The sequence below is a fragment of the Paenarthrobacter sp. TRD_SC_7 genome, from assembly GCF_056156245.1.
Window position 1 is genome coordinate 2,841,406 of the sequence record NZ_CM149587.1, and the last position, 16,507, is coordinate 2,857,912.

A 16,507-nucleotide genomic window follows, 5' to 3' on the forward strand; every position below is an offset into this window, starting at 1 on the left:
GGAAATGAGTGCCGTCCTTGACGACATGGACTCCCGTCCCGGGAGTACAACGTCGCTGCTGCGCACCGTCATCGGCCTGTATCTGCGTGATGCCGGGGGGTGGATGTCCGCCAAGGACATAGTGACTCTCATGGAAGCCTTGGGCACGTCCGGAACAGTGTCCCGGACGGCCCTGGGCCGGCTCCGCAAGAAGGATGTGGTGTTGCAGGAGACCCGTCATGGCGTCCCCGGGTTCACGCTCACCGAGGGCGCTGCAACGATGTTGGCCCGCGGCGACCGCCGGATCTTCAACCCGCGGAGCATGTCAGCTTCGGATCCTTGGTGCCTCATCTCCTTCTCCATCCCTGAGACGGAGCGCGAGAAACGGCACCAGCTACGGCGGAGGCTCCATTGGATCGGTTGCGGTACGGTGGCAGCCGGCCTGTGGATTTGCCCTGATTCGCTGCGTGTGGAGGTGGAGGAAATCCTTGCCGATCTTGAGCTGCGGGCCATGTCCACTATCTTCGTCACGGAAACTCCGCTAGTGGGTGGCAGCCTTCAGGATGCTGCGTCCACGTGGTGGGACCTGGACGCGGTGGCCGAACTGCACAGGGACTTTATCCGTGAGCACGGTTTTGTCGGTGGAAGCGCGGCTGATGATCCCGTACGTGCCGGTCAAACGGTGGGGCCTTCTCCTGAGGCCTTTGCCGCATATGTCCGGTGCATCGACCGCTGGCGGATCATCCCGTACCTCGACCCCGGCTTGCCGTCGGCATTCCTGCCTCACGACTGGCCTGGGGCCGAGGGTACTGCGTTGTTCAGCCGGATAGTTGATGTCTATGCGGAACCGAGCGGTGAGTTCGTCCGCAACACATTGCGGGAAGCTGTTGGGGCCGGATTTCGTCGAACTCCGGTTTCCTGAGTCCCAGGTAGGCTGTTGTCACAGGGATTCCCGAACGCCGGGCCAACGTGACGACACTCATTGTTGGCCACCTTGGCTCCCGGACTTCACGCGCGACACGAACCGGAACCTGTCGCCGCGAAATGCGCTGCGGGTCCATTCCACCGGTGCGCCGGCCGCATTCCGGGCCAATCGGTGGACCACCAGCAATGGTGCTCCCATTTCGATTCCAAGCAGCCTGACGTCCGCCGGACCGGCGAGTCCTGTCTCCACCGTGTCCTCAACGTCGGCTATCCGGACCCCGTAGACCTCGGCCAGAACGGCATAAAGCGACCCTGCCTTGGCCAGGTTGGACTTGAACCGCGGCAGCTTACCGGGAAGCCAGGCGACCTCATGCGCCAACGGCTCCCCCTCAATCAATCGGATGCGCTCGAGCCGGGTGACGGGCGCACCTTGGTCAAGCCCCAGATGGGCGGCTACCTCCGCATCAGAACGAACGACGTTGAGGGCAATCAGCGCTGAGTCCGGTCGCAGCCCCTGGGACCGGGCGTCATCCGAAAAGGAGGTCAGCTGCCGGACGTGCGTCACCTTAGGTGGCGCCACAAACGTGCCGTGGCCTTGGATGCGGCCCAGCTTGCCCTCCGCGACGAGCTCGCTAATGGCCTGCCTGACCGTGGTCCGGGATGTCGCGTACTGTTCGGCAAGGGCACGCTCGGTGGGAATGAGCGTGCCCGGTTGGAGACCTGCTATCAGCCCGATTACCTCGGTCTTCAGGACGTAGTACTTGGGGGTTGCATGCGCGACGTCGCTCGACATATTGGAGATCCTACTTCTAGACAACGCCATTGGTCTATGCCAATGTTGAAAGGCTTGCTCTAAACCAATATCGGGAAGGCTCCCGAAGACCATAACTTTTCCATGGAACCAAGGACAAAGATGTCGATCCTGCACGACCTACGGCGAACCCAGCAACTCCACGAAGTGGGTGCCTTCGCAGTGTTCGGCGTACTGGCTATCCTCAGGTTTATGTTTGTCCGAGAGTCCGCACCCGAAACGAAGGGACATCAGTTGGAGGAAATACAGCAGTGGGAGACCACCGTGCCGGCGGAAATCCTGTGACGCCCGCTGTTCTGGGCCTTCACATCGGCGGCTCCAAGACGCACGCCGTCCGCTCCGATGCAGCGCAGGGCGACGTTGAGTCCCAGGGTGGCTCCGGCGTCGAAATCACCGAAGCCAGCGCCAACCTGTCCTCCGTTGGGCACCAAGGCGCCGACGCCGTGCTGCGTCGGATCGCGGCAAGCGTGGGCGGCGGAATCGAGGCTGTGTGTGCCGGAGCCGCCGGAGCGGACACCCCGGCAAGCCGGGCAGTCCTGTCCGCCCTGCTCACGGAACATTTCCCCGGCGCCAGGATCGACGTCGTGCATGACACCCGCATTGTGTTGGCGGCAGCCGGTCTCGACGTCGGAGCTGTCGTCGTTGCGGGCACCGGCTCGGTGGCGTGGGGCCGGAACCGTGACGGCCGCGAAGCCCGCAGCGGAGGCTACGGGTACCTGCTGGGCGACGAGGGCGGCGGCTACTCGGTGGTGCGCGATGCCGTCCGCGAGGCGCTGCGCGAGTACTACGCCGGGCTGGAACCCGGCACCCTCGTCAGAGCACTCATGGCAGCGACTGCGAGCGCGGACGCTTTGCAGCTCATGGATTCCTTCTACGCAAAACCCGAACCTGACCATTGGGCCGGTTTGGCCCCGCTTGTCTTGGACTTGGCAGCGGAGGGCGATCCCGCAGCGTTGCGTATCCAGGCAGAGGCCGCGCATTCGCTGGCTGCGCTTGCCCGGCAGGTCATGGGCGAGCTGGGTTTGGACCTGCCGTTGGTCATGGCCGGTGCCCTGTTGGTGAATCAGAGCCAGCTGGCCGGGGCCGTGGCTCGCAAGGTTTCCCTGGAAGATCCGTCCGCAATCCGGATCCTGGCGCAGCCTCCGGTCCATGGTGCGGTGGAATTGGCCCGTGAGCTGATCCAGGAGTGAGCTGATTCAGGAGTGATCCGGGCAGGTGATCGCTGCAGCCAACCGGAGTAGTCTGGATTTATGCCTCTCACGAGCGGTGGTTGGTAGCAGTGGCGCGGGCCAGGCAGCGGTGGCTGCCAGCTCTCTTCATTCCCCTTGCCTTGGCGATGGCAGTCCTGTTCGGCTCAGTCCAGGCTGGCGCCACCGTTTCCCTTCCACCCAAGACCGCTGAAGAAATCCTGGCCATGATCGCGCGCACCGAGGTGCGGGCTTTGTCCGGCACTGTGGAGCAGACCGCCGAGCTGGGGCTGCCGGAAGTCCCTGCATCAGGTCCGGGCATCGCCCCGGGCGCTGCCTCTGCCCTGGAGTTCCTGACTGGCTCCCACACGGCCAGGGTCTATATAGATGGCCCCCTGAGGGCGCGGTTGCAAATCCTGGACCAGATGGCCGAACGTGACGTTGTCATCAATGGCCGGGACGCTTGGTTCTACAACTCAAGGGATAACAGCGCCACGCATCTGACCGTGCCGGTTCCGTCCGTGGCGGAACTGAAGGGGTCCCTTCCCGCTAAGCCGGAGCGACTGGACATGCCGACTCCGGAGGCCATGGCCAGCCGTTTCCTTGGAGCCATTGATGCCAGCACAGAGGTGACCGTTGCTGAGGCTTCATCGGTGGCGGGCCGCAGCGCTTACTCGTTGGTCCTTACCCCCCGCAGCGATGAAACCCTGGTTGATTCGGTGACCATCGACGTCGACTCCGAAACCGGTCTGCCGCTGGGCGTCGAGGTGCGGGCCAAGGGGCAGGCTGAGCCCGCGTATTCACTTGCGTACACGCAGTTGGACCTCTCCAAGCCGGATGATGCTTTATTTGACTTCACCCCGCCGCCGGGAGCCTCAGTCACTGAGAAGGTCCTGCCGGCGAAGCCCGCACCTACCATGGCGCTGCCGTCTGCGCCGGTACCCGATCCTGCTGTTCCGGCACCGGATGCACCCGCCGCGGAGGGCTTTGTCACCCCGGGCCATGCTTCCTCTGGTCACGGTGCGACTGTCTCTGGTGAGGCGTGGGACTCCGTGGTCGCCTTGCCCGCTGGTTCTGCCCCAGCTGAGTTCACTTCCAATCCCCAGCTATCGCAGGCCCTGCAGCCTGTTGACGGCGGACGGGCTTTGACGACGTCGCTGCTGAGCGTTCTGGTTCTCGACGACGGCCGCGTCTATGCGGGAATGGTGCCTTTGGAACGGCTTCAGTCAACAGCTGCCGCCCAGTGAACGAACCCGGGACAGCCGCGTCTGTTGGTGCAACTGATGGTCCGACGCCTGTCCGCTCGTCCGATCTCGCCATAGAAACGCACGGACTGGTCAAGCGCTTCGGTCACCGGTCCGCCGTCGACGGCATCGACCTCGCGGTACCACGGGGCTCGGTGTTCGGCTTCCTGGGACCGAATGGATCGGGGAAGACCACCACCATCCGGGTGCTGCTGGGCTTGGCTACAGCGAACAGTGGGGACATCCGCGTTCTTGGGCGGGAGATGCCACAGTCTTTGGCTTCTGTGCTGCCTGACGTCGGTGCCTTGGTTGAAGGTCCTGGCTTCTACCCCTTCCTCTCGGGGACGGGAAACCTTGTGCGCTTGGATGCCGCCGATCGCCATGCCTCGTCGTCAACCAGGCGGCAACGCGTCCACGACGCCCTGGAACGGGTGGGACTTGGCCACGCGGCCGGAAAAAAGGTCCGCGCTTACTCATTGGGCATGAAACAGCGCCTGGGCCTGGCCAACGCGCTGCTCAGGCCCCGGCAGCTGCTGGTCCTCGACGAACCAACCAATGGCCTGGACCCCCAGGGCACCCGCGAAGTCCGCAGCCTGGTTCGCTCCCTCACCGCAGGTGGGACCACCGTGTTCGTCTCCAGCCACTTACTCGCCGAGGTGGAACAGATGTGCACCCACGTGGGCGTAATGAGCGCCGGCCGCCTGGTGGCCCAGGGCCCGCTGGAGGAGCTTCGGTCAGCCGGGCAGGCCCACGTTGTGGTGCAAACGCCCGACGTCGAACGTGCGGCCAGCGTCTTGACGCGCTTAGGCCTGGTTCCCGGCGAAGCGCCGGGTACCGGTAGCCCGTGGGGAACAACGGCGGTGGTGGGCACTGGCATCAATGGACGTGAACCTGAGGCGATCGTGGCCGCGTTGGTTGCTGACGGCGTCCGGGTCCGAGGCTTCACGGTGGAGAATGCGAGCTTGGAAGAGCGGTTCGTGTCCCTTACCGGGGAGGGGTTCGACGTTGTCGGCTGAGGCTGCTGGACTTTCCCGGGACGCTGCACTGCGTCCTGGTATCGGATGGGCGCTCCTGGGCTCGGAGTTGTCCGTGCTGTTCCGTCGGCTCCGCACGTGGGCAATGCTGATCGCCCTCGCTGCCGTGCCCATCCTGATAGCCGTGGCCGTCAAATTGTCATCCCGGCCCACCACGCCCGGCCGGGGGCCGTTGTTCCTGGACCGCATCACCCAGAATGGCCTCTTCGTCGCGGTCACTGCCTTGGTGGTGTGTGTTCCTTTGTTCCTGCCTCTTACTGTCGGCGTGGTGGCCGGCGATACCGTCGCCGGGGAAGCCAGCCTGGGAACCTTGCGGTACCTTCTCCTCGCTCCAGCAGGGCGCATACGCCTACTGCTGGTGAAGTATGCCGGGGCCGTCGCTTTCTGTTTCGCCGCGACCGCCACAGTGGCTGTGTCAGGGGCCTTGGCCGGCGTCGTACTCTTTCCTGTGGGTCCGGTGACCCTGCTGTCCGGCGACACCATCAGCGTGGGTGAGTCTGCCTTGAGATCCCTGCTGATCGCTGCTTACATCACAGTGTCTTTGCTCGGCCTGTCCGCAATCGGTCTTCTGATCTCCACGTTCACTGACGTGCCGGTGGGGGCCATGGCAGCCACCATCGTGCTATCTGTGGTGTCGCAGGTTCTCGATAACCTCCCCCAACTTGAGTGGCTGCATCCATGGTTGTTCAGCCACCACTGGCTGGGATTCGCGGATCTGCTGCGGCAGCCGATCTCGTGGACGTCATTCGGTGAAAATGCCATCCTGCAAGCCGGGTACATCGCCGTCTGCGGCGCGCTGGCCTACGCGAAATTCTCCAACAAGGACGTCTTGTCATAGCTTTGTCGTAGGCTCTTTCCATGGCCAGATTCTTTGACGTGCACCCGGAAGATCCCCAACCACGCGCCATCGGCCAAGTGGTGAACATGCTCCAAGGCGGCGGTTTGATCGCATACCCTACCGACTCCTGCTACGCGCTTGGCGCCCAGATCGGTAACAGGGACGCCTTGGACCGCATCAGGACCATCAGGCAACTAGACGACAAACATCACTTCACCTTGGTGTGCAAGGACTTCGCCCAGATGGGGCAGTTCGTCATGTTGGACAACGACATCTTCAGGAGTATCAAGGCCGTCACCCCCGGAAGCTACACGTTCATCCTCCCGGCCACCCGTGAAGTTCCCAAGAGGCTTCTGCACCCCAAGAAGAAGACTGTGGGCGTTCGCATTCCGGATCATAAGGTGGTTCAGGCGCTTTTGGCCGAGCTGGGCGAGCCCTTGCTCTCCAGCACGCTCCTGCTGCCGGATGAGGAAGAACCACTGACCCAGGGGTGGGAAATCAAGGAGCGGCTGGACAACCAGGTGGACGGCGTCATCGATGCCGGAGACACGGGTTCGGAACCTACCACTGTGATCGACTTCTCCAGTGGAGTGGCCGAGGTTGTGCGGTACGGAACGGGTGATCCCTCGCGCTTCGAATAAGGCCACAGGTTCTTGGCGTGGCGCATTCACCGGAATTGGAAGCGGCATCCCGAATTCAGGGCAACTTGGGCGACGCCCGTCATTTCCAGTGCCAGGGCTGACGGCTGGGACGACACTGGCTGCGGCGGGTAGGCCACAAAAATCGACAGTTGGCGGTTACCGTCGGCGCTGCTGATGGCAATGCTCCCGTACCCTGGAACATCTCCGGCGTGGCCGTAATAGAAGCCGTTGGTGCAGCGGTCATCCCAATGGTCCAGGCCAAGGCCATATTCTTCGAACACCGTCCCCTTCATGGCGATCAGGCTCGCCGGCGACAACAATTGGCCCCTCAGCAGCGCGGCGTGAAACGCCGGGATGTCCTCCACGGTGGACACCAGGCCGCCGTTGGCGATCCCGTCCGGCAGTCCGGCACCGGTAACGTCCACTGCTTCTCCTTCCACCTGGACGTATCCGTGGATGAGATCATCCGGCAAGGTGCTGTTGGCATCCAGCAATTCCGTAGAACCAAGGTTCACGGGTGTCAGGACATCCGTTCGCAGGACAGCCCCCAGCGGAGCACCCCGAAGTTGCTCCACCATCAGGCCAAGCAGTGCGTCGGCATCGGGTCCAGGAGTGCCGACCAAGTCCGCGGCAGCAGGCAAGTCCGCGGCGTCGCCAAGGAGCTGGCGTATCGTCGCGGGATTGCCTGCCGTGAGAGATCCCGGCAGGTGCGTGGTGATGGGGTCGTCCAAACCCAGCCGGCCCTCTTCGACAAGCTTCATCACAGAGACTGCCAACAATCCCCGGAACTGGTCACCTACATGGAAACGGTCGCCCGGTTGGACCGCGACCCGTCCCACCCGGCTCCGGACCCCTTCCGCGTGCGTCCACACCTGCTGGCCGACCTTCGCTTTGATGAGCACGGCCGACGCCCCCTCCTCCAGCTTCTCCCGAGTGAAGAGCTCAAGAGTGGCACGGAGCTCCTGGAAGGCCGGGGTTACTTCAACGCTCTCCGTGGGTACGGGCGCGAGGGTAGGCGCGGCAGGAGGGCCCGGCGTCGAAGGTATCGCTGTTGGCGTTAGCCGGGAAGGCATAGTGGTGGTGGGCTGTAACGGCAGCGGTTCCGGGGTTTGGGTGCAGCCGCTGAGGAACAAGCCGCACGCGAGTGCGGCGGTCAGGATCCCTCTCGCTGGTCGTCGCGGCACACGCTCTCCTGGTTTACTCCTCTGGCTTACGTGCCCGGCTCGGCTGTACACGCATGGGCTCGCCAGGCATTTTGGGGAATTCCGGCGGGAAAGGCATTTCACCTTGGCCGTTCTTGACGTCGCGCTCCCACCACTTGAGCAGGACGTCGATGTCGCCCGGATGATCATGCATGGACAGCCAGGGGTCCCCTACTTTAGCCAGGCGATCCGGGACTGTCTTGATGGTGTACTTCGCGGGATCAGCGTTCTCCAATTCGTCCCACGTCAACGGGCAGGACACCTGGGCCGTGGGCACGGCGCGCGGGCTGTAAGCACCGGCAATTGTCCGGTCCCTGTTGGCCTGGTTGAAGTCCACGAAAATTCTGGTTCCGCGTTCCTCTTTCCACCAAGCCGTAGTGACCTTCTCCGGCATGCGGCGCTCCAACTCGCGGCCAGCGGCGATCACGGCGTGGCGGACGTCCAGGAATTCATGCTTGGGATGGATGGGGGCGTACACGTGGAGTCCCCGGTTGCCGGAGGTTTTGATGAACGCCGTGAGTCCGGCTTCTTCCAGCACGGTGCGGAGTTCCAGCGCGGCCGGGATGGCGTCGTCGAAGTCCGTGCCAGGTTGGGGATCCAGGTCGATCCTGAGCTGATCGGGATTGTCGGGATCGTTGGCCCGGGACGCCCAGGGGTGGAACACCACGGTATTCATTTGCGCGGCCCACACGGCGGCAGCCGGCTCGTCGATCACCAACTGGGGATGCGAACGCGCGCTGGGGTAGGTGACCGGCACGGAACGGACGTACTCCGGGGCGCCTTTGGGCGGATTCTTGGAAAAGAACATCTCGCCCTCAATGTTCCCCGAGTAACGCTGGAGGCTGATTGGCCGGTTCCCGTTCGCCGTGACGAAGGCTTGGCCGACGTCGATGAGGTAGTTGGCAAGGTCCAGCTTGGTCAATCCCGCCTCGGGCCACATCACCCGGCTTGGACTTGAAATCCGGACCTCGCGGGGGCCTTCTGGACCGGGGACAGTAACGGTGGTTGCTTCGCTCGCCATGGCCACAAGCTACCCCGTTTAGGCCTTGCTCGTCAGCATCCAGTGCGTTTTTTGTGTCGTGGGCAATGATGGATACATGCCAAGAACAGAAACATCCGTGACCGTCACTGTCGGCGAAACCGAAGTGTCTGCCCTCCATCTCCGGCCCAAGCAGCCCTTCGCCACCCTTGTGGTGGCGCACGGAGCCGGAGCCGGTATGGAACACCCCTTCCTCCAGGGGTTTGCCGAGGCGATGGCTGACGAAGGAGTGGCCACATTCCGCTTCAACTTTCCCTACCGCGAGGCGGGCAGGCGTTTTCCGGACCGCCCGCCGCTGGCTATCGCCACGTGGCAGGCAGTAATGGACAGAGCAGCTGAGCTAGGCGAAGGGGAACCCCTTTGGGCAGCCGGTAAATCCTTCGGTGGACGCATGGCTTCCATGGCGGCGGCCGAGGGCATGCCCGCAAGCGGTTTGGTGTACCTCGGTTATCCACTCCATGCACCCGGCAAGCCGGAGAAGCTGCGGGATGAACACCTCTACGGCGTCACTGTGCCCATGCTCTTCCTCCAAGGAACGCGCGATACCTTCGCGACGCCGGAACTGCTTGAGGCGGTGGTTGCGAAGATTGGTCCGACGGCGACTCTTCAATGGAGCGAGGGCGGGGACCATTCGTTCGCGGTCAAGGGTGTAAAGCGTGGCGCGGCGGAGGTTGGAGCATCCCTCGCCCCGGCGGTGGCTGCTTTCCTGCGGGCTAACGCGTAGACCTACTTCGGCAGGGGCTCATGGCGAAGGTAGGACCGGCGGAAGCGCCCCGTACCTGCCGTGAGGGCACGAAGTTCAATGGCGTACCGCAAAAGCTCCTGGTCCGGCACTTCGGCGCTGATCTCCGTTCCCTCACCGTCTGCTGCGGTAGTGCCGGTTACGCGACCCCGGCGTCCGGAAAGATCGCTCATCACTGCACCCACGTATTCGTCTGGAACGCTGATGACAACGGACGAGACGGGTTCTAGCAGCTGGATCTTCGCGTTTGCCGCAGCTTCTCGCAGAGCCAACGCACCGGCGGCCTGGAAGGCTGCATCCGAAGAGTCCACGCTGTGGGTTTTTCCGCCCACCAGCGTCACTTTGATGTCCACCACCGGGAATCCTGCTGACACGCCCTTGAGCATTTGCGAGCGGACACCTTTTTCCACGGAGGCGACAAAAGTCCCGGGTATTGCGCCGCCCACGATTTTGTCCGTGAAGGCGAATCCTTCACCCCGTGCCAAGGGCTCCACCTCGATGTCGCAGATGGCAAACTGCCCGTGGCCACCGGATTGCTTGACATGCCGCCCATGTCCGGCCGCCTTGGTGGCGAAAGTTTCCCTGAGCGGCGTAATCACGTCTACTGTCTGCAACTTAACGCCCTGGTTGCGCAGCCTGTCCAGGACCACCTCGGCGTGAGCCTCCCCCATGCACCAGAGTATGAGTTGGTGCGTGTCCTGGTTGCGCTCCAGACGAAGCGTCGGATCGGCAGCCGCCACCTTTCCGATGCTCTTGGCCAGCGCGTCCTCATCACTGCGCGATGCCCCCTCAATGGCTATGGGCATCAAGGGCTCCGGCATGTTCCACGTCTCGATCAGCAGCGGCGCCTCACGGTCCGAGACAGTGTCCCCTGTCTCGGCGCTGGCCAGCTTGCTGATGGCGCAGATGTCACCTGCAATGCACTGCGGAACCGCCTTCAGGCTGGAACCTACAGGCGAGTAGAGGTGCGTGATGCGTTCATCGGCGTCGTGATCCTCGTGCCCGCGGTCCGCCAATCCCCTGCCGCCGATATGAATCGAGGAATCTTCCCGCAGGGTGCCCGAGAAGACCCGGACCAAGCACACGCGGCCCAGAAACGGATCCACGGTGGTTCGGACCACTTCTGCGGCAAGTCGGCCGGTTGGGTCACACTCCAGGGGCTTCAGTGAGGAACCGTCGAGTTTCATCACCGCAGGAGTGATGCGTTCCAACGGCGATGGCAAAGCATCAGTCAACAGGGCCATGAGTTCCGGAAGGCCCAGGCCGGTTTCGGCCGACGTGGGCATAACGGGGAAGAAGCTCCCCCGTGCAACCGCCGTTTCAAGATCGTTGACCAGGTCCGCGAGGGGCAGTTCTTCACCGCCAAGGTACCGGTCCATGAGCGTTTCGTCTTCGCTCTCAGCGATGATTCCCTCGATCAGGGGCCCCCTTGCTGCTTCGACATCCGAAGCCGGCTCCAGGTCCCCCTTCTCAGTGCCGTGGAGTACGCCGATGAGTCCGGCGTTGCCCACGGCCGGTAGGTAGAGCGGGAGGACCGATTCACCGAACGCTTCCTGGCAACGCACGACGGCGGCACTGAGGTCAGCGCGCGGATGGTCCAGTTTGCTGACCACCACGGCACGAGGCATCCGGATTTTCTCGCACTCGCCCCACAGCGCAACGGTGGCACCATCAATGCCGTCAACGGCCGACACAACAAAAAGGGCCGCGTCGGCGGCCCTCAAACCAGCGCGCAGTTCGCCGGTGAAGTCGGTGTAGCCGGGGGTGTCGATCAGATTGACCTTGATGTCGCCCACTAGGATCGGGGCCACAGACAACGTGACCGATCGTTGTTGGTGGATCGCAGAGGGGTCGGAATCACTGACCGTGGTGCCCTCGCTGATGGAGCCCATCCTGGTGATGGCACCCGTTGCGGCGAGCAAGGCCTCCACCAGCATCGATTTGCCCGCACCCGAATGCCCCACGAGTGCCACGTTCCGGATATTCGCCGGATCGCTCGCGGCCAAGGCTGCGCCGTTGTCACCGCGCCTGGCGTCGGTTGTGCCAAGCCCGGTTCCTTTCGCCGTTTCGCGCGTGCCCTTCGCGGACATGGGCACCTCCTGGTGTTGTATCCCGGCACGGAGTCCGAACACATCCAGTTCGAACGTTAAAGAGGATTGGACACCCTGAAGCGACCAGAGGGCAAGGGCTGCCATGGACGAAAACCGGACAATCGCCGTCGAGCCCCAGAGCGCCGGTCAACCACCGCATTAAACGGTAAGCATCCCCCACAGCAACCAGACGGACGCTACGGCGCATCCGGCGATCACCGCAGCGAATCCGGTCAGCCAGATGAACGCCGGGACGCCCGTGGTGCGGCCAAGAATGAAGGCATCAGAGGCAGCCAAGCGGTCGCGGCGTCGGGTGTGCACGCCGGCAAGTTTGAGCAGATCCCGAACACCGCCCACGGACAGGGCAACGCCGAGCGCAAGGACTACATAGTTGACTACTGCGGGCGTCGCAAACAGAACCAGCAGTTGCGCGATGGCAGCGCTCAACACAGCCACAAGGATCCCGGTCAGGTTCCTAAGGAAGATGAGCGAAACCAGCAGGATCAAAGCACCGATGGACATGGCTGCGCCGGACCGGCCAGAGGCAAAGGCTGCGATCAGGCACAACCCGACGACCGCCGGCGCGGGATAGCCCCAAAACCCGGACCACGCTGCCCCGAACGCGCTCCGGCCACTGCTGACAAGACGCCCCGAATGGTCGAGGCCGATCCGGAGGCCATGTACAAAGCGCCCAGTCATGAGTGCGGCGTAGGCATGCCCCAGCTCATGGACGAAAGTGACGTAGAGGCCGAACCACCTCCAGGTAGCGCGAGGGATGCTCAGGACGACGGCGCACGCGAGGATGCCCAGCAGGGCCGGAAGCGGCACTGCGGTGGTATGCGTGTCGGTGAAGCCGCGGACCACCGCGTCCCACCAATTTTGCGCGAAATTCACAGCACTGACGGCTGAAGACGGGAATGCAGGCCGGCGATGAGTATCTCGAGTCCGAAGTCGAAAGCTGCCTCGCCTCGCTCATCGGTGGGTCCTGCGTGAGCCAAGGCGCTGGTGAGGGCGGGGTACCCCTGCGCAGGTGGCGCCCAGACGACGTCGGGTGCTGCCAGGTCCAAGGCGAAGCCCAGGGCGAAGCTGTCAATGGTGGAAATCGCTGACATGACGTCCCGCCCGCGGAATCCTGCCGCTTCGAGGGCCACTGCCAGGTTCTCGTAGAGTGCCATCACTTGGGCATCCTGAACAGTTTGAAGTACCAGCAGGGGCGCGAGTTTTGGATGGCGGGCAAAGGCGTCCCGATAACTCCGGACAATCGCGCGAAGTGACGCCTCCCAGTCCTGCTCGTCCACCAGGATGTAGGGGCTCTCGGAGATGATCCGGCCACGCATGAGCTCGAGGATCTCCTCCCGCCCGCTGACATGGTTGTAGATGGAGGATTGGCTCACGCCAATCCGTTTGGCAAGTTTTGGCAGGCTGAAGTCCCCTGCCTCGTCCACCAGTTCAAGGGCAGCGGTGACGAGTGCATCAATCGATATCAGAGGGACCAACGGGCGTGCCATGCGGGTGTCTCCATTCAAGGTTGTTGTTACGACTCTAGCCAGAAGTTTGCGTCGAAGTATTGTGCCCCGGGTCACAAGGACTTACGATAAACGAAAGCCTTTCGCTTAGTGTTCGGCTTCTCCTGAAAACTCCCCTCCCCAAACACCCCAGAGGATCCCCATGTCTGACCTCGAAACCCGCCCCCCGGCAGCAGACGCCGGGAACGGGCTCAAGCGCAACGCCATAGGCACCGGTGGCATCGCCTTCCTGGTGATCTCCGCGGCAGCTCCCCTCACCGTGATGGCCGGCGTGGCACCTGTTGCCATCGGCGTCGGGGGCATAGGCGCCCCCATGGGCTATGCCATTGCCGGAGCGGTCCTGCTGGTCTTCGCCGTCTCCTTCATGGCCATGACCAAACACGTCAAAGCCGCCGGAGGCTTCTACACCTACATCACCTTGGCCATGGGCAAAACCGTGGGCCTGGCCGCAGCCATCCTTGCGATCGTGTCCTATAACTGTCTGCAAATCGGCGTCTACGGATTGTTCGCGGTCCAAACCCAAGCCATGCTGCTCGCGCTCTTTGGCTTGGACGTGCCCTGGCCTGCCGTCGCGTTGGTGGCCATTGCGGCCGTCTGGTTCCTGGGATACCGGGGCATCGATGTTGGCGCCAAGGTCCTTGGCGTCCTGCTCATCGCCGAGACTGCGATCCTGGCCATCATGGGCTTCGGAATCCTTGCACGTGGCGGCGCTGAAGGCATCAGTTTCGCCTCCTTCACCCCCGAGCATGCCTTCACGCCGGGTGTCCTGGCCATCCTGGCTGTGTGCTTTGCTGCCTTCATGGGCTTCGAGTCCACAGTGCTGTACCGCCGCGAGGCGCGTAATCCGGACAAGTCCGTTCCCCGGGCAACCTACATCGCAGTGGGTTTCATGTCCGTGTTCTACGCCTTCATTGTGTGGACCGTCATCCAGGCCTACGGCGATGGAAACGTGGTTGTTGCCGCCGGTGAACTGGCCGATGGAATGTTCTTTGCCACCATCAACCAGTACGTGGGCCCTTGGGCGGAAGTCGTCATGTACGTGCTGATCGTGACCAGCGTTTATGCGTCCCAGTTGGCTTTCCACAACGCCATCAACCGCTACGTGTACATGCTCGCCAAAGACGGTGTGCTCCCCGCGTTCCTTGGCAGGACCCACCCCAAGTACAAGTCCCCGCACCGTGCAGGGCAGATCCAGACCATTCTGGCCGCCGTTGTCATCATCATTTGCGCCATAGCCGGCGCGGATCCATACAAGCAATTGCTCATCTGGGTCAACACGCCGGGCATTTTCGGGATCGTGGCCCTGCAGGGCCTGGTGTCGGTAGCTGCATTCATCTACTTGCGGCGTAACCCCGCCGCGGCCACACACCGTTTGCTCATCCCCCTGAGCGTGACCTCGGCCATCCTGCTGTTCGGCGTGGTGACACTGATCGCCATCAACATCGAACTCCTCACCTTTGCCGATGCGCTGACCAACACCATCCTGCTCCTGGTCGCGCCCCTTGTTTTCCTTGCTGGCCTACTGATTGCCCGCAGGCTGCGCACCACCCGTCCTGACGTCTTCTCCCGGATTGGAAGCTTTGAAATCCATGACTCCTGACCTCATCGTCCTTGCCGACACCATTCACACGATGGATGAGCGACACCACGCGCAGCCTATCCAAGCCGTCGCTGTCAGCGACGGGAGAGTTGCCGCCGTCGGAAGACGCCAAGACGCCAAGGACTGGCAACAGGCGGACACACGGGTGGTGGACCTCGGTAATGCGACGCTCACGCCCGGTTTGGTGGACTGCCACATCCACCCGGTGTTCGGCTTGGACCTGACAATCGGCGTCGACCTCGCCGGCGCTACGTCTCTGGATGAAGTCCTCACACTCCTGCGCGCAGAAGCAGCACACGACGGCGGCTGGTTGCGGGGATGGGGGCTGAACCCGAACGCTTTCGGAACAGTCCCGTTGCACCGCAGTGCGCTGGACAGCGTCACCGGGGACCAGCCCGCGCTCATTCGCTTGTTCGATGGTCATTCGGCATTAGCAAACAGCCGAGCCCTGGAACTGGCCGGAGTCCATGGCCGCTTCGAATTCGACCAAGCCTCTGAGGTGGTCTGCGACGCAGACGGCGTTCCCACCGGGCTCCTGCTCGAAGCTGCTGCCATGGAGCTCGTGCAGCGGCACATTCCGCGGGAGTCCTTTGGCCAACGCAAAGCGCGACTCGCACGGCTTTTGGGGGACTTCGCCCGCGCGGGACTGACCGGTGGCCACGTCATGGACCACAGCGAGGAATCCACCGCCCTCTTCCAGGCGTTGGAGGCCGACGGCGAGCTCCCGCTGCGGCTTCGAGCCGCACCGTGGTGCATGCCGGGCAGCGGTGAAGCTGCTTGGAAGGAACTGGCCCGCAGCATTGGTACGGGTGGCCGCCGGTGGTCCATTGAAGCCATCAAACTCTTTGTCGATGGCACCGTGGACAACGGAACGGCCTGGCTCTACGAACCTGATGTTCACGGCCAATCCACTGCGCCGTTCTGGCCGCGTCCCGAAGACTACTCCGCTGCCGTCCGATACTTTGCCTCACGTGGCATCCCCACGGCCACCCACGCAATTGGCGATGCCGGGGTGGACCACGTGCTGGAGGCCCTGGAATCGCTGCGAAACAATGTCCCCGTTGACGTCCTGCGCCGTACCGTCCATAGGATCGAGCACATCGAAACCGTGCCGGATGAGCTGGTGGAGCGCTTCAAGGGCGCAGGCGTGGTGGCCAGCATGCAGCCTACACATTGCACGCATTACTCGCTTGCGGATCACAGCGACAATTGGTCAATCCGGTTGGGATCGGAGCGCGCCGACCGGGCGTGGCGCTGCAGGGATCTTCGCGACGCCGGAGTGACCTTGGGGATTGGTTCGGACTGGCCGATCGCGCCCTACGAGCCACTTCCCATCATCGCGGACGCCCAGTTGCGACGGCGTTCGGGGAAGCCCGAGCAGGAACCCATCGCACCAGCCCAGGCGCTTACAGCACTCCAGGCCCTTGAGGGGTACACCTCCCACGCGGCCAAAGCTGCCGGGCTCTGGGAATTATCAGGCTCGATCACGGTGGGCAAGCGGGCAGACTTCACGGCATTCGAACTCGATCCCCTGACCACGGCGCCGGACGAATTTGCCGCAAGCAGCGTGCTGGGGACGTTCGTGGATGGCGAGATCCAGTTCATCCTGGAGCGGCTCGCGTAGCCGGCGCCTCTGGAGCACAGACGTTC

General features: G+C 63.3%; 16 protein-coding genes. 10 read left to right on the top strand and 6 right to left on the bottom strand.

Going from position 1 to position 16,507, the window contains the following annotated elements; all coding sequences use genetic code 11:
• The first annotated feature begins 4 nt into the window (after window positions 1–4).
• Window positions 5–901, top strand: a complete 897-nt coding sequence (locus AC0J5Z_RS13820; RefSeq protein ID WP_475033092.1) for a PaaX family transcriptional regulator — start codon at window positions 5–7, stop codon at window positions 899–901.
• A 57-nt stretch (window positions 902–958) separates the two neighbouring features.
• Here the strand turns inward: AC0J5Z_RS13820 and AC0J5Z_RS13825 are convergent, their stop codons facing one another.
• Window positions 959–1,696: a GntR family transcriptional regulator gene (locus tag AC0J5Z_RS13825; protein ID WP_475033094.1), complete on the bottom strand. Its 738-nt coding sequence runs from the start codon at window positions 1,694–1,696 to the stop codon at window positions 959–961.
• Window positions 1,697–1,816: 120 nt separating this feature from the next.
• Here AC0J5Z_RS13825 and AC0J5Z_RS13830 point away from each other — a divergent pair, with 120 nt between their 5' ends.
• The 6 genes from AC0J5Z_RS13830 (at window position 1,817) to AC0J5Z_RS13855 (ending at window position 6,658) form a co-directional block, all read left to right on the top strand.
• On the top strand, window positions 1,817–1,999 hold the full coding sequence (locus AC0J5Z_RS13830) for a hypothetical protein (RefSeq protein ID WP_475033097.1): 183 nt from the start codon (window positions 1,817–1,819) through the stop codon (window positions 1,997–1,999).
• The gene (locus tag AC0J5Z_RS13835; protein ID WP_475033099.1) at window positions 1,966–2,904 is read left to right on the top strand and encodes an N-acetylglucosamine kinase; all 939 of its coding nucleotides are present in this window, start codon (window positions 1,966–1,968) and stop codon (window positions 2,902–2,904) included. The genes AC0J5Z_RS13830 and AC0J5Z_RS13835 overlap by 34 nt, the downstream gene beginning before the upstream one ends.
• An 89-nt stretch (window positions 2,905–2,993) precedes the next feature.
• A complete protein-coding gene (locus AC0J5Z_RS13840; RefSeq protein ID WP_475033102.1) occupies window positions 2,994–4,148 on the top strand; it encodes a LolA family protein in 1,155 nt (384 codons plus the stop codon).
• Window positions 4,145–5,161: an ABC transporter ATP-binding protein gene (locus AC0J5Z_RS13845; protein WP_475033106.1), complete on the top strand. Its 1,017-nt coding sequence runs from the start codon at window positions 4,145–4,147 to the stop codon at window positions 5,159–5,161. Before AC0J5Z_RS13840 ends, AC0J5Z_RS13845 begins: the two co-directional genes overlap by 4 nt.
• Window positions 5,100–6,017: an ABC transporter permease gene (locus AC0J5Z_RS13850; protein WP_475033110.1), complete on the top strand. Its 918-nt coding sequence runs from the start codon at window positions 5,100–5,102 to the stop codon at window positions 6,015–6,017. Before AC0J5Z_RS13845 ends, AC0J5Z_RS13850 begins: the two co-directional genes overlap by 62 nt.
• Window positions 6,018–6,037: 20 nt before the next feature.
• A complete protein-coding gene (locus tag AC0J5Z_RS13855; RefSeq protein ID WP_475033113.1) occupies window positions 6,038–6,658 on the top strand; it encodes an L-threonylcarbamoyladenylate synthase in 621 nt (206 codons plus the stop codon).
• Between the two features lie 26 nt (window positions 6,659–6,684).
• Here the strand turns inward: AC0J5Z_RS13855 and AC0J5Z_RS13860 are convergent, their stop codons facing one another.
• Both AC0J5Z_RS13860 and ligD read right to left on the bottom strand, forming a co-directional pair.
• A complete protein-coding gene (locus AC0J5Z_RS13860) occupies window positions 6,685–7,842 on the bottom strand; it encodes a serine hydrolase domain-containing protein (protein ID WP_475033116.1) in 1,158 nt (385 codons plus the stop codon).
• 13 nt (window positions 7,843–7,855) lie between these two features.
• A complete protein-coding gene (gene ligD, locus AC0J5Z_RS13865; protein WP_475033120.1) occupies window positions 7,856–8,881 on the bottom strand; it encodes a non-homologous end-joining DNA ligase in 1,026 nt (341 codons plus the stop codon).
• 76 nt (window positions 8,882–8,957) lie between these two features.
• Between ligD and AC0J5Z_RS13870 the strand changes: the two genes are divergently transcribed.
• Complete coding sequence (locus tag AC0J5Z_RS13870; protein ID WP_475033122.1) at window positions 8,958–9,623, top strand: alpha/beta hydrolase family protein; 666 nt, start codon at window positions 8,958–8,960, stop codon at window positions 9,621–9,623.
• 2 nt (window positions 9,624–9,625) lie between these two features.
• On the opposite strand, the gene AC0J5Z_RS13875 is transcribed toward AC0J5Z_RS13870, so the two are convergent.
• From AC0J5Z_RS13875 to AC0J5Z_RS13885, 3 genes are all read right to left on the bottom strand, one after another.
• Complete coding sequence (locus AC0J5Z_RS13875) at window positions 9,626–11,731, bottom strand: elongation factor G-like protein EF-G2 (RefSeq protein ID WP_475033126.1); 2,106 nt, start codon at window positions 11,729–11,731, stop codon at window positions 9,626–9,628.
• Window positions 11,732–11,890: 159 nt separating this feature from the next.
• Window positions 11,891–12,625, bottom strand: coding sequence for a M50 family metallopeptidase (locus tag AC0J5Z_RS13880; protein WP_475033130.1), 735 nt, complete (start codon window positions 12,623–12,625; stop codon window positions 11,891–11,893).
• The gene (locus AC0J5Z_RS13885) at window positions 12,622–13,239 is read right to left on the bottom strand and encodes a TetR/AcrR family transcriptional regulator C-terminal domain-containing protein (protein WP_475033134.1); all 618 of its coding nucleotides are present in this window, start codon (window positions 13,237–13,239) and stop codon (window positions 12,622–12,624) included. The genes AC0J5Z_RS13880 and AC0J5Z_RS13885 overlap by 4 nt, the downstream gene beginning before the upstream one ends.
• A gap of 160 nt (window positions 13,240–13,399) precedes the next feature.
• Between AC0J5Z_RS13885 and AC0J5Z_RS13890 the strand changes: the two genes are divergently transcribed.
• Together AC0J5Z_RS13890 and AC0J5Z_RS13895 are read left to right on the top strand one after the other, a co-directional pair.
• A complete protein-coding gene (locus AC0J5Z_RS13890) occupies window positions 13,400–14,857 on the top strand; it encodes an APC family permease (RefSeq protein WP_475033136.1) in 1,458 nt (485 codons plus the stop codon).
• A complete protein-coding gene (locus AC0J5Z_RS13895; protein WP_475033138.1) occupies window positions 14,847–16,481 on the top strand; it encodes an amidohydrolase in 1,635 nt (544 codons plus the stop codon). Before AC0J5Z_RS13890 ends, AC0J5Z_RS13895 begins: the two co-directional genes overlap by 11 nt.
• The last annotated feature ends 26 nt before the right edge of the window (window positions 16,482–16,507 follow it).

What these genes read in the sequence shown, in the direction of transcription:
- AC0J5Z_RS13820 (WP_475033092.1), top strand. Translation starts at nt 5, where the DNA reads ATGAGTGCCGTCCTTGACGACATGGACTCCCGTCCCGGGAGTACAACG.
- AC0J5Z_RS13825 (WP_475033094.1), bottom strand. Translation starts at nt 1,696, where the DNA reads ATGTCGAGCGACGTCGCGCATGCAACCCCCAAGTACTACGTCCTGAAG.
- AC0J5Z_RS13830 (WP_475033097.1), top strand. Translation starts at nt 1,817, where the DNA reads ATGTCGATCCTGCACGACCTACGGCGAACCCAGCAACTCCACGAAGTG.
- AC0J5Z_RS13850 (WP_475033110.1), top strand. Translation starts at nt 5,100, where the DNA reads ATGCGAGCTTGGAAGAGCGGTTCGTGTCCCTTACCGGGGAGGGGTTCG.
- AC0J5Z_RS13855 (WP_475033113.1), top strand. Translation starts at nt 6,038, where the DNA reads ATGGCCAGATTCTTTGACGTGCACCCGGAAGATCCCCAACCACGCGCC.
- ligD (WP_475033120.1), bottom strand. Translation starts at nt 8,881, where the DNA reads ATGGCGAGCGAAGCAACCACCGTTACTGTCCCCGGTCCAGAAGGCCCC.
- AC0J5Z_RS13870 (WP_475033122.1), top strand. Translation starts at nt 8,958, where the DNA reads ATGCCAAGAACAGAAACATCCGTGACCGTCACTGTCGGCGAAACCGAA.
- AC0J5Z_RS13875 (WP_475033126.1), bottom strand. Translation starts at nt 11,731, where the DNA reads ATGTCCGCGAAGGGCACGCGCGAAACGGCGAAAGGAACCGGGCTTGGC.
- AC0J5Z_RS13885 (WP_475033134.1), bottom strand. Translation starts at nt 13,239, where the DNA reads ATGGCACGCCCGTTGGTCCCTCTGATATCGATTGATGCACTCGTCACC.
- AC0J5Z_RS13890 (WP_475033136.1), top strand. Translation starts at nt 13,400, where the DNA reads ATGTCTGACCTCGAAACCCGCCCCCCGGCAGCAGACGCCGGGAACGGG.
- AC0J5Z_RS13895 (WP_475033138.1), top strand. Translation starts at nt 14,847, where the DNA reads ATGACTCCTGACCTCATCGTCCTTGCCGACACCATTCACACGATGGAT.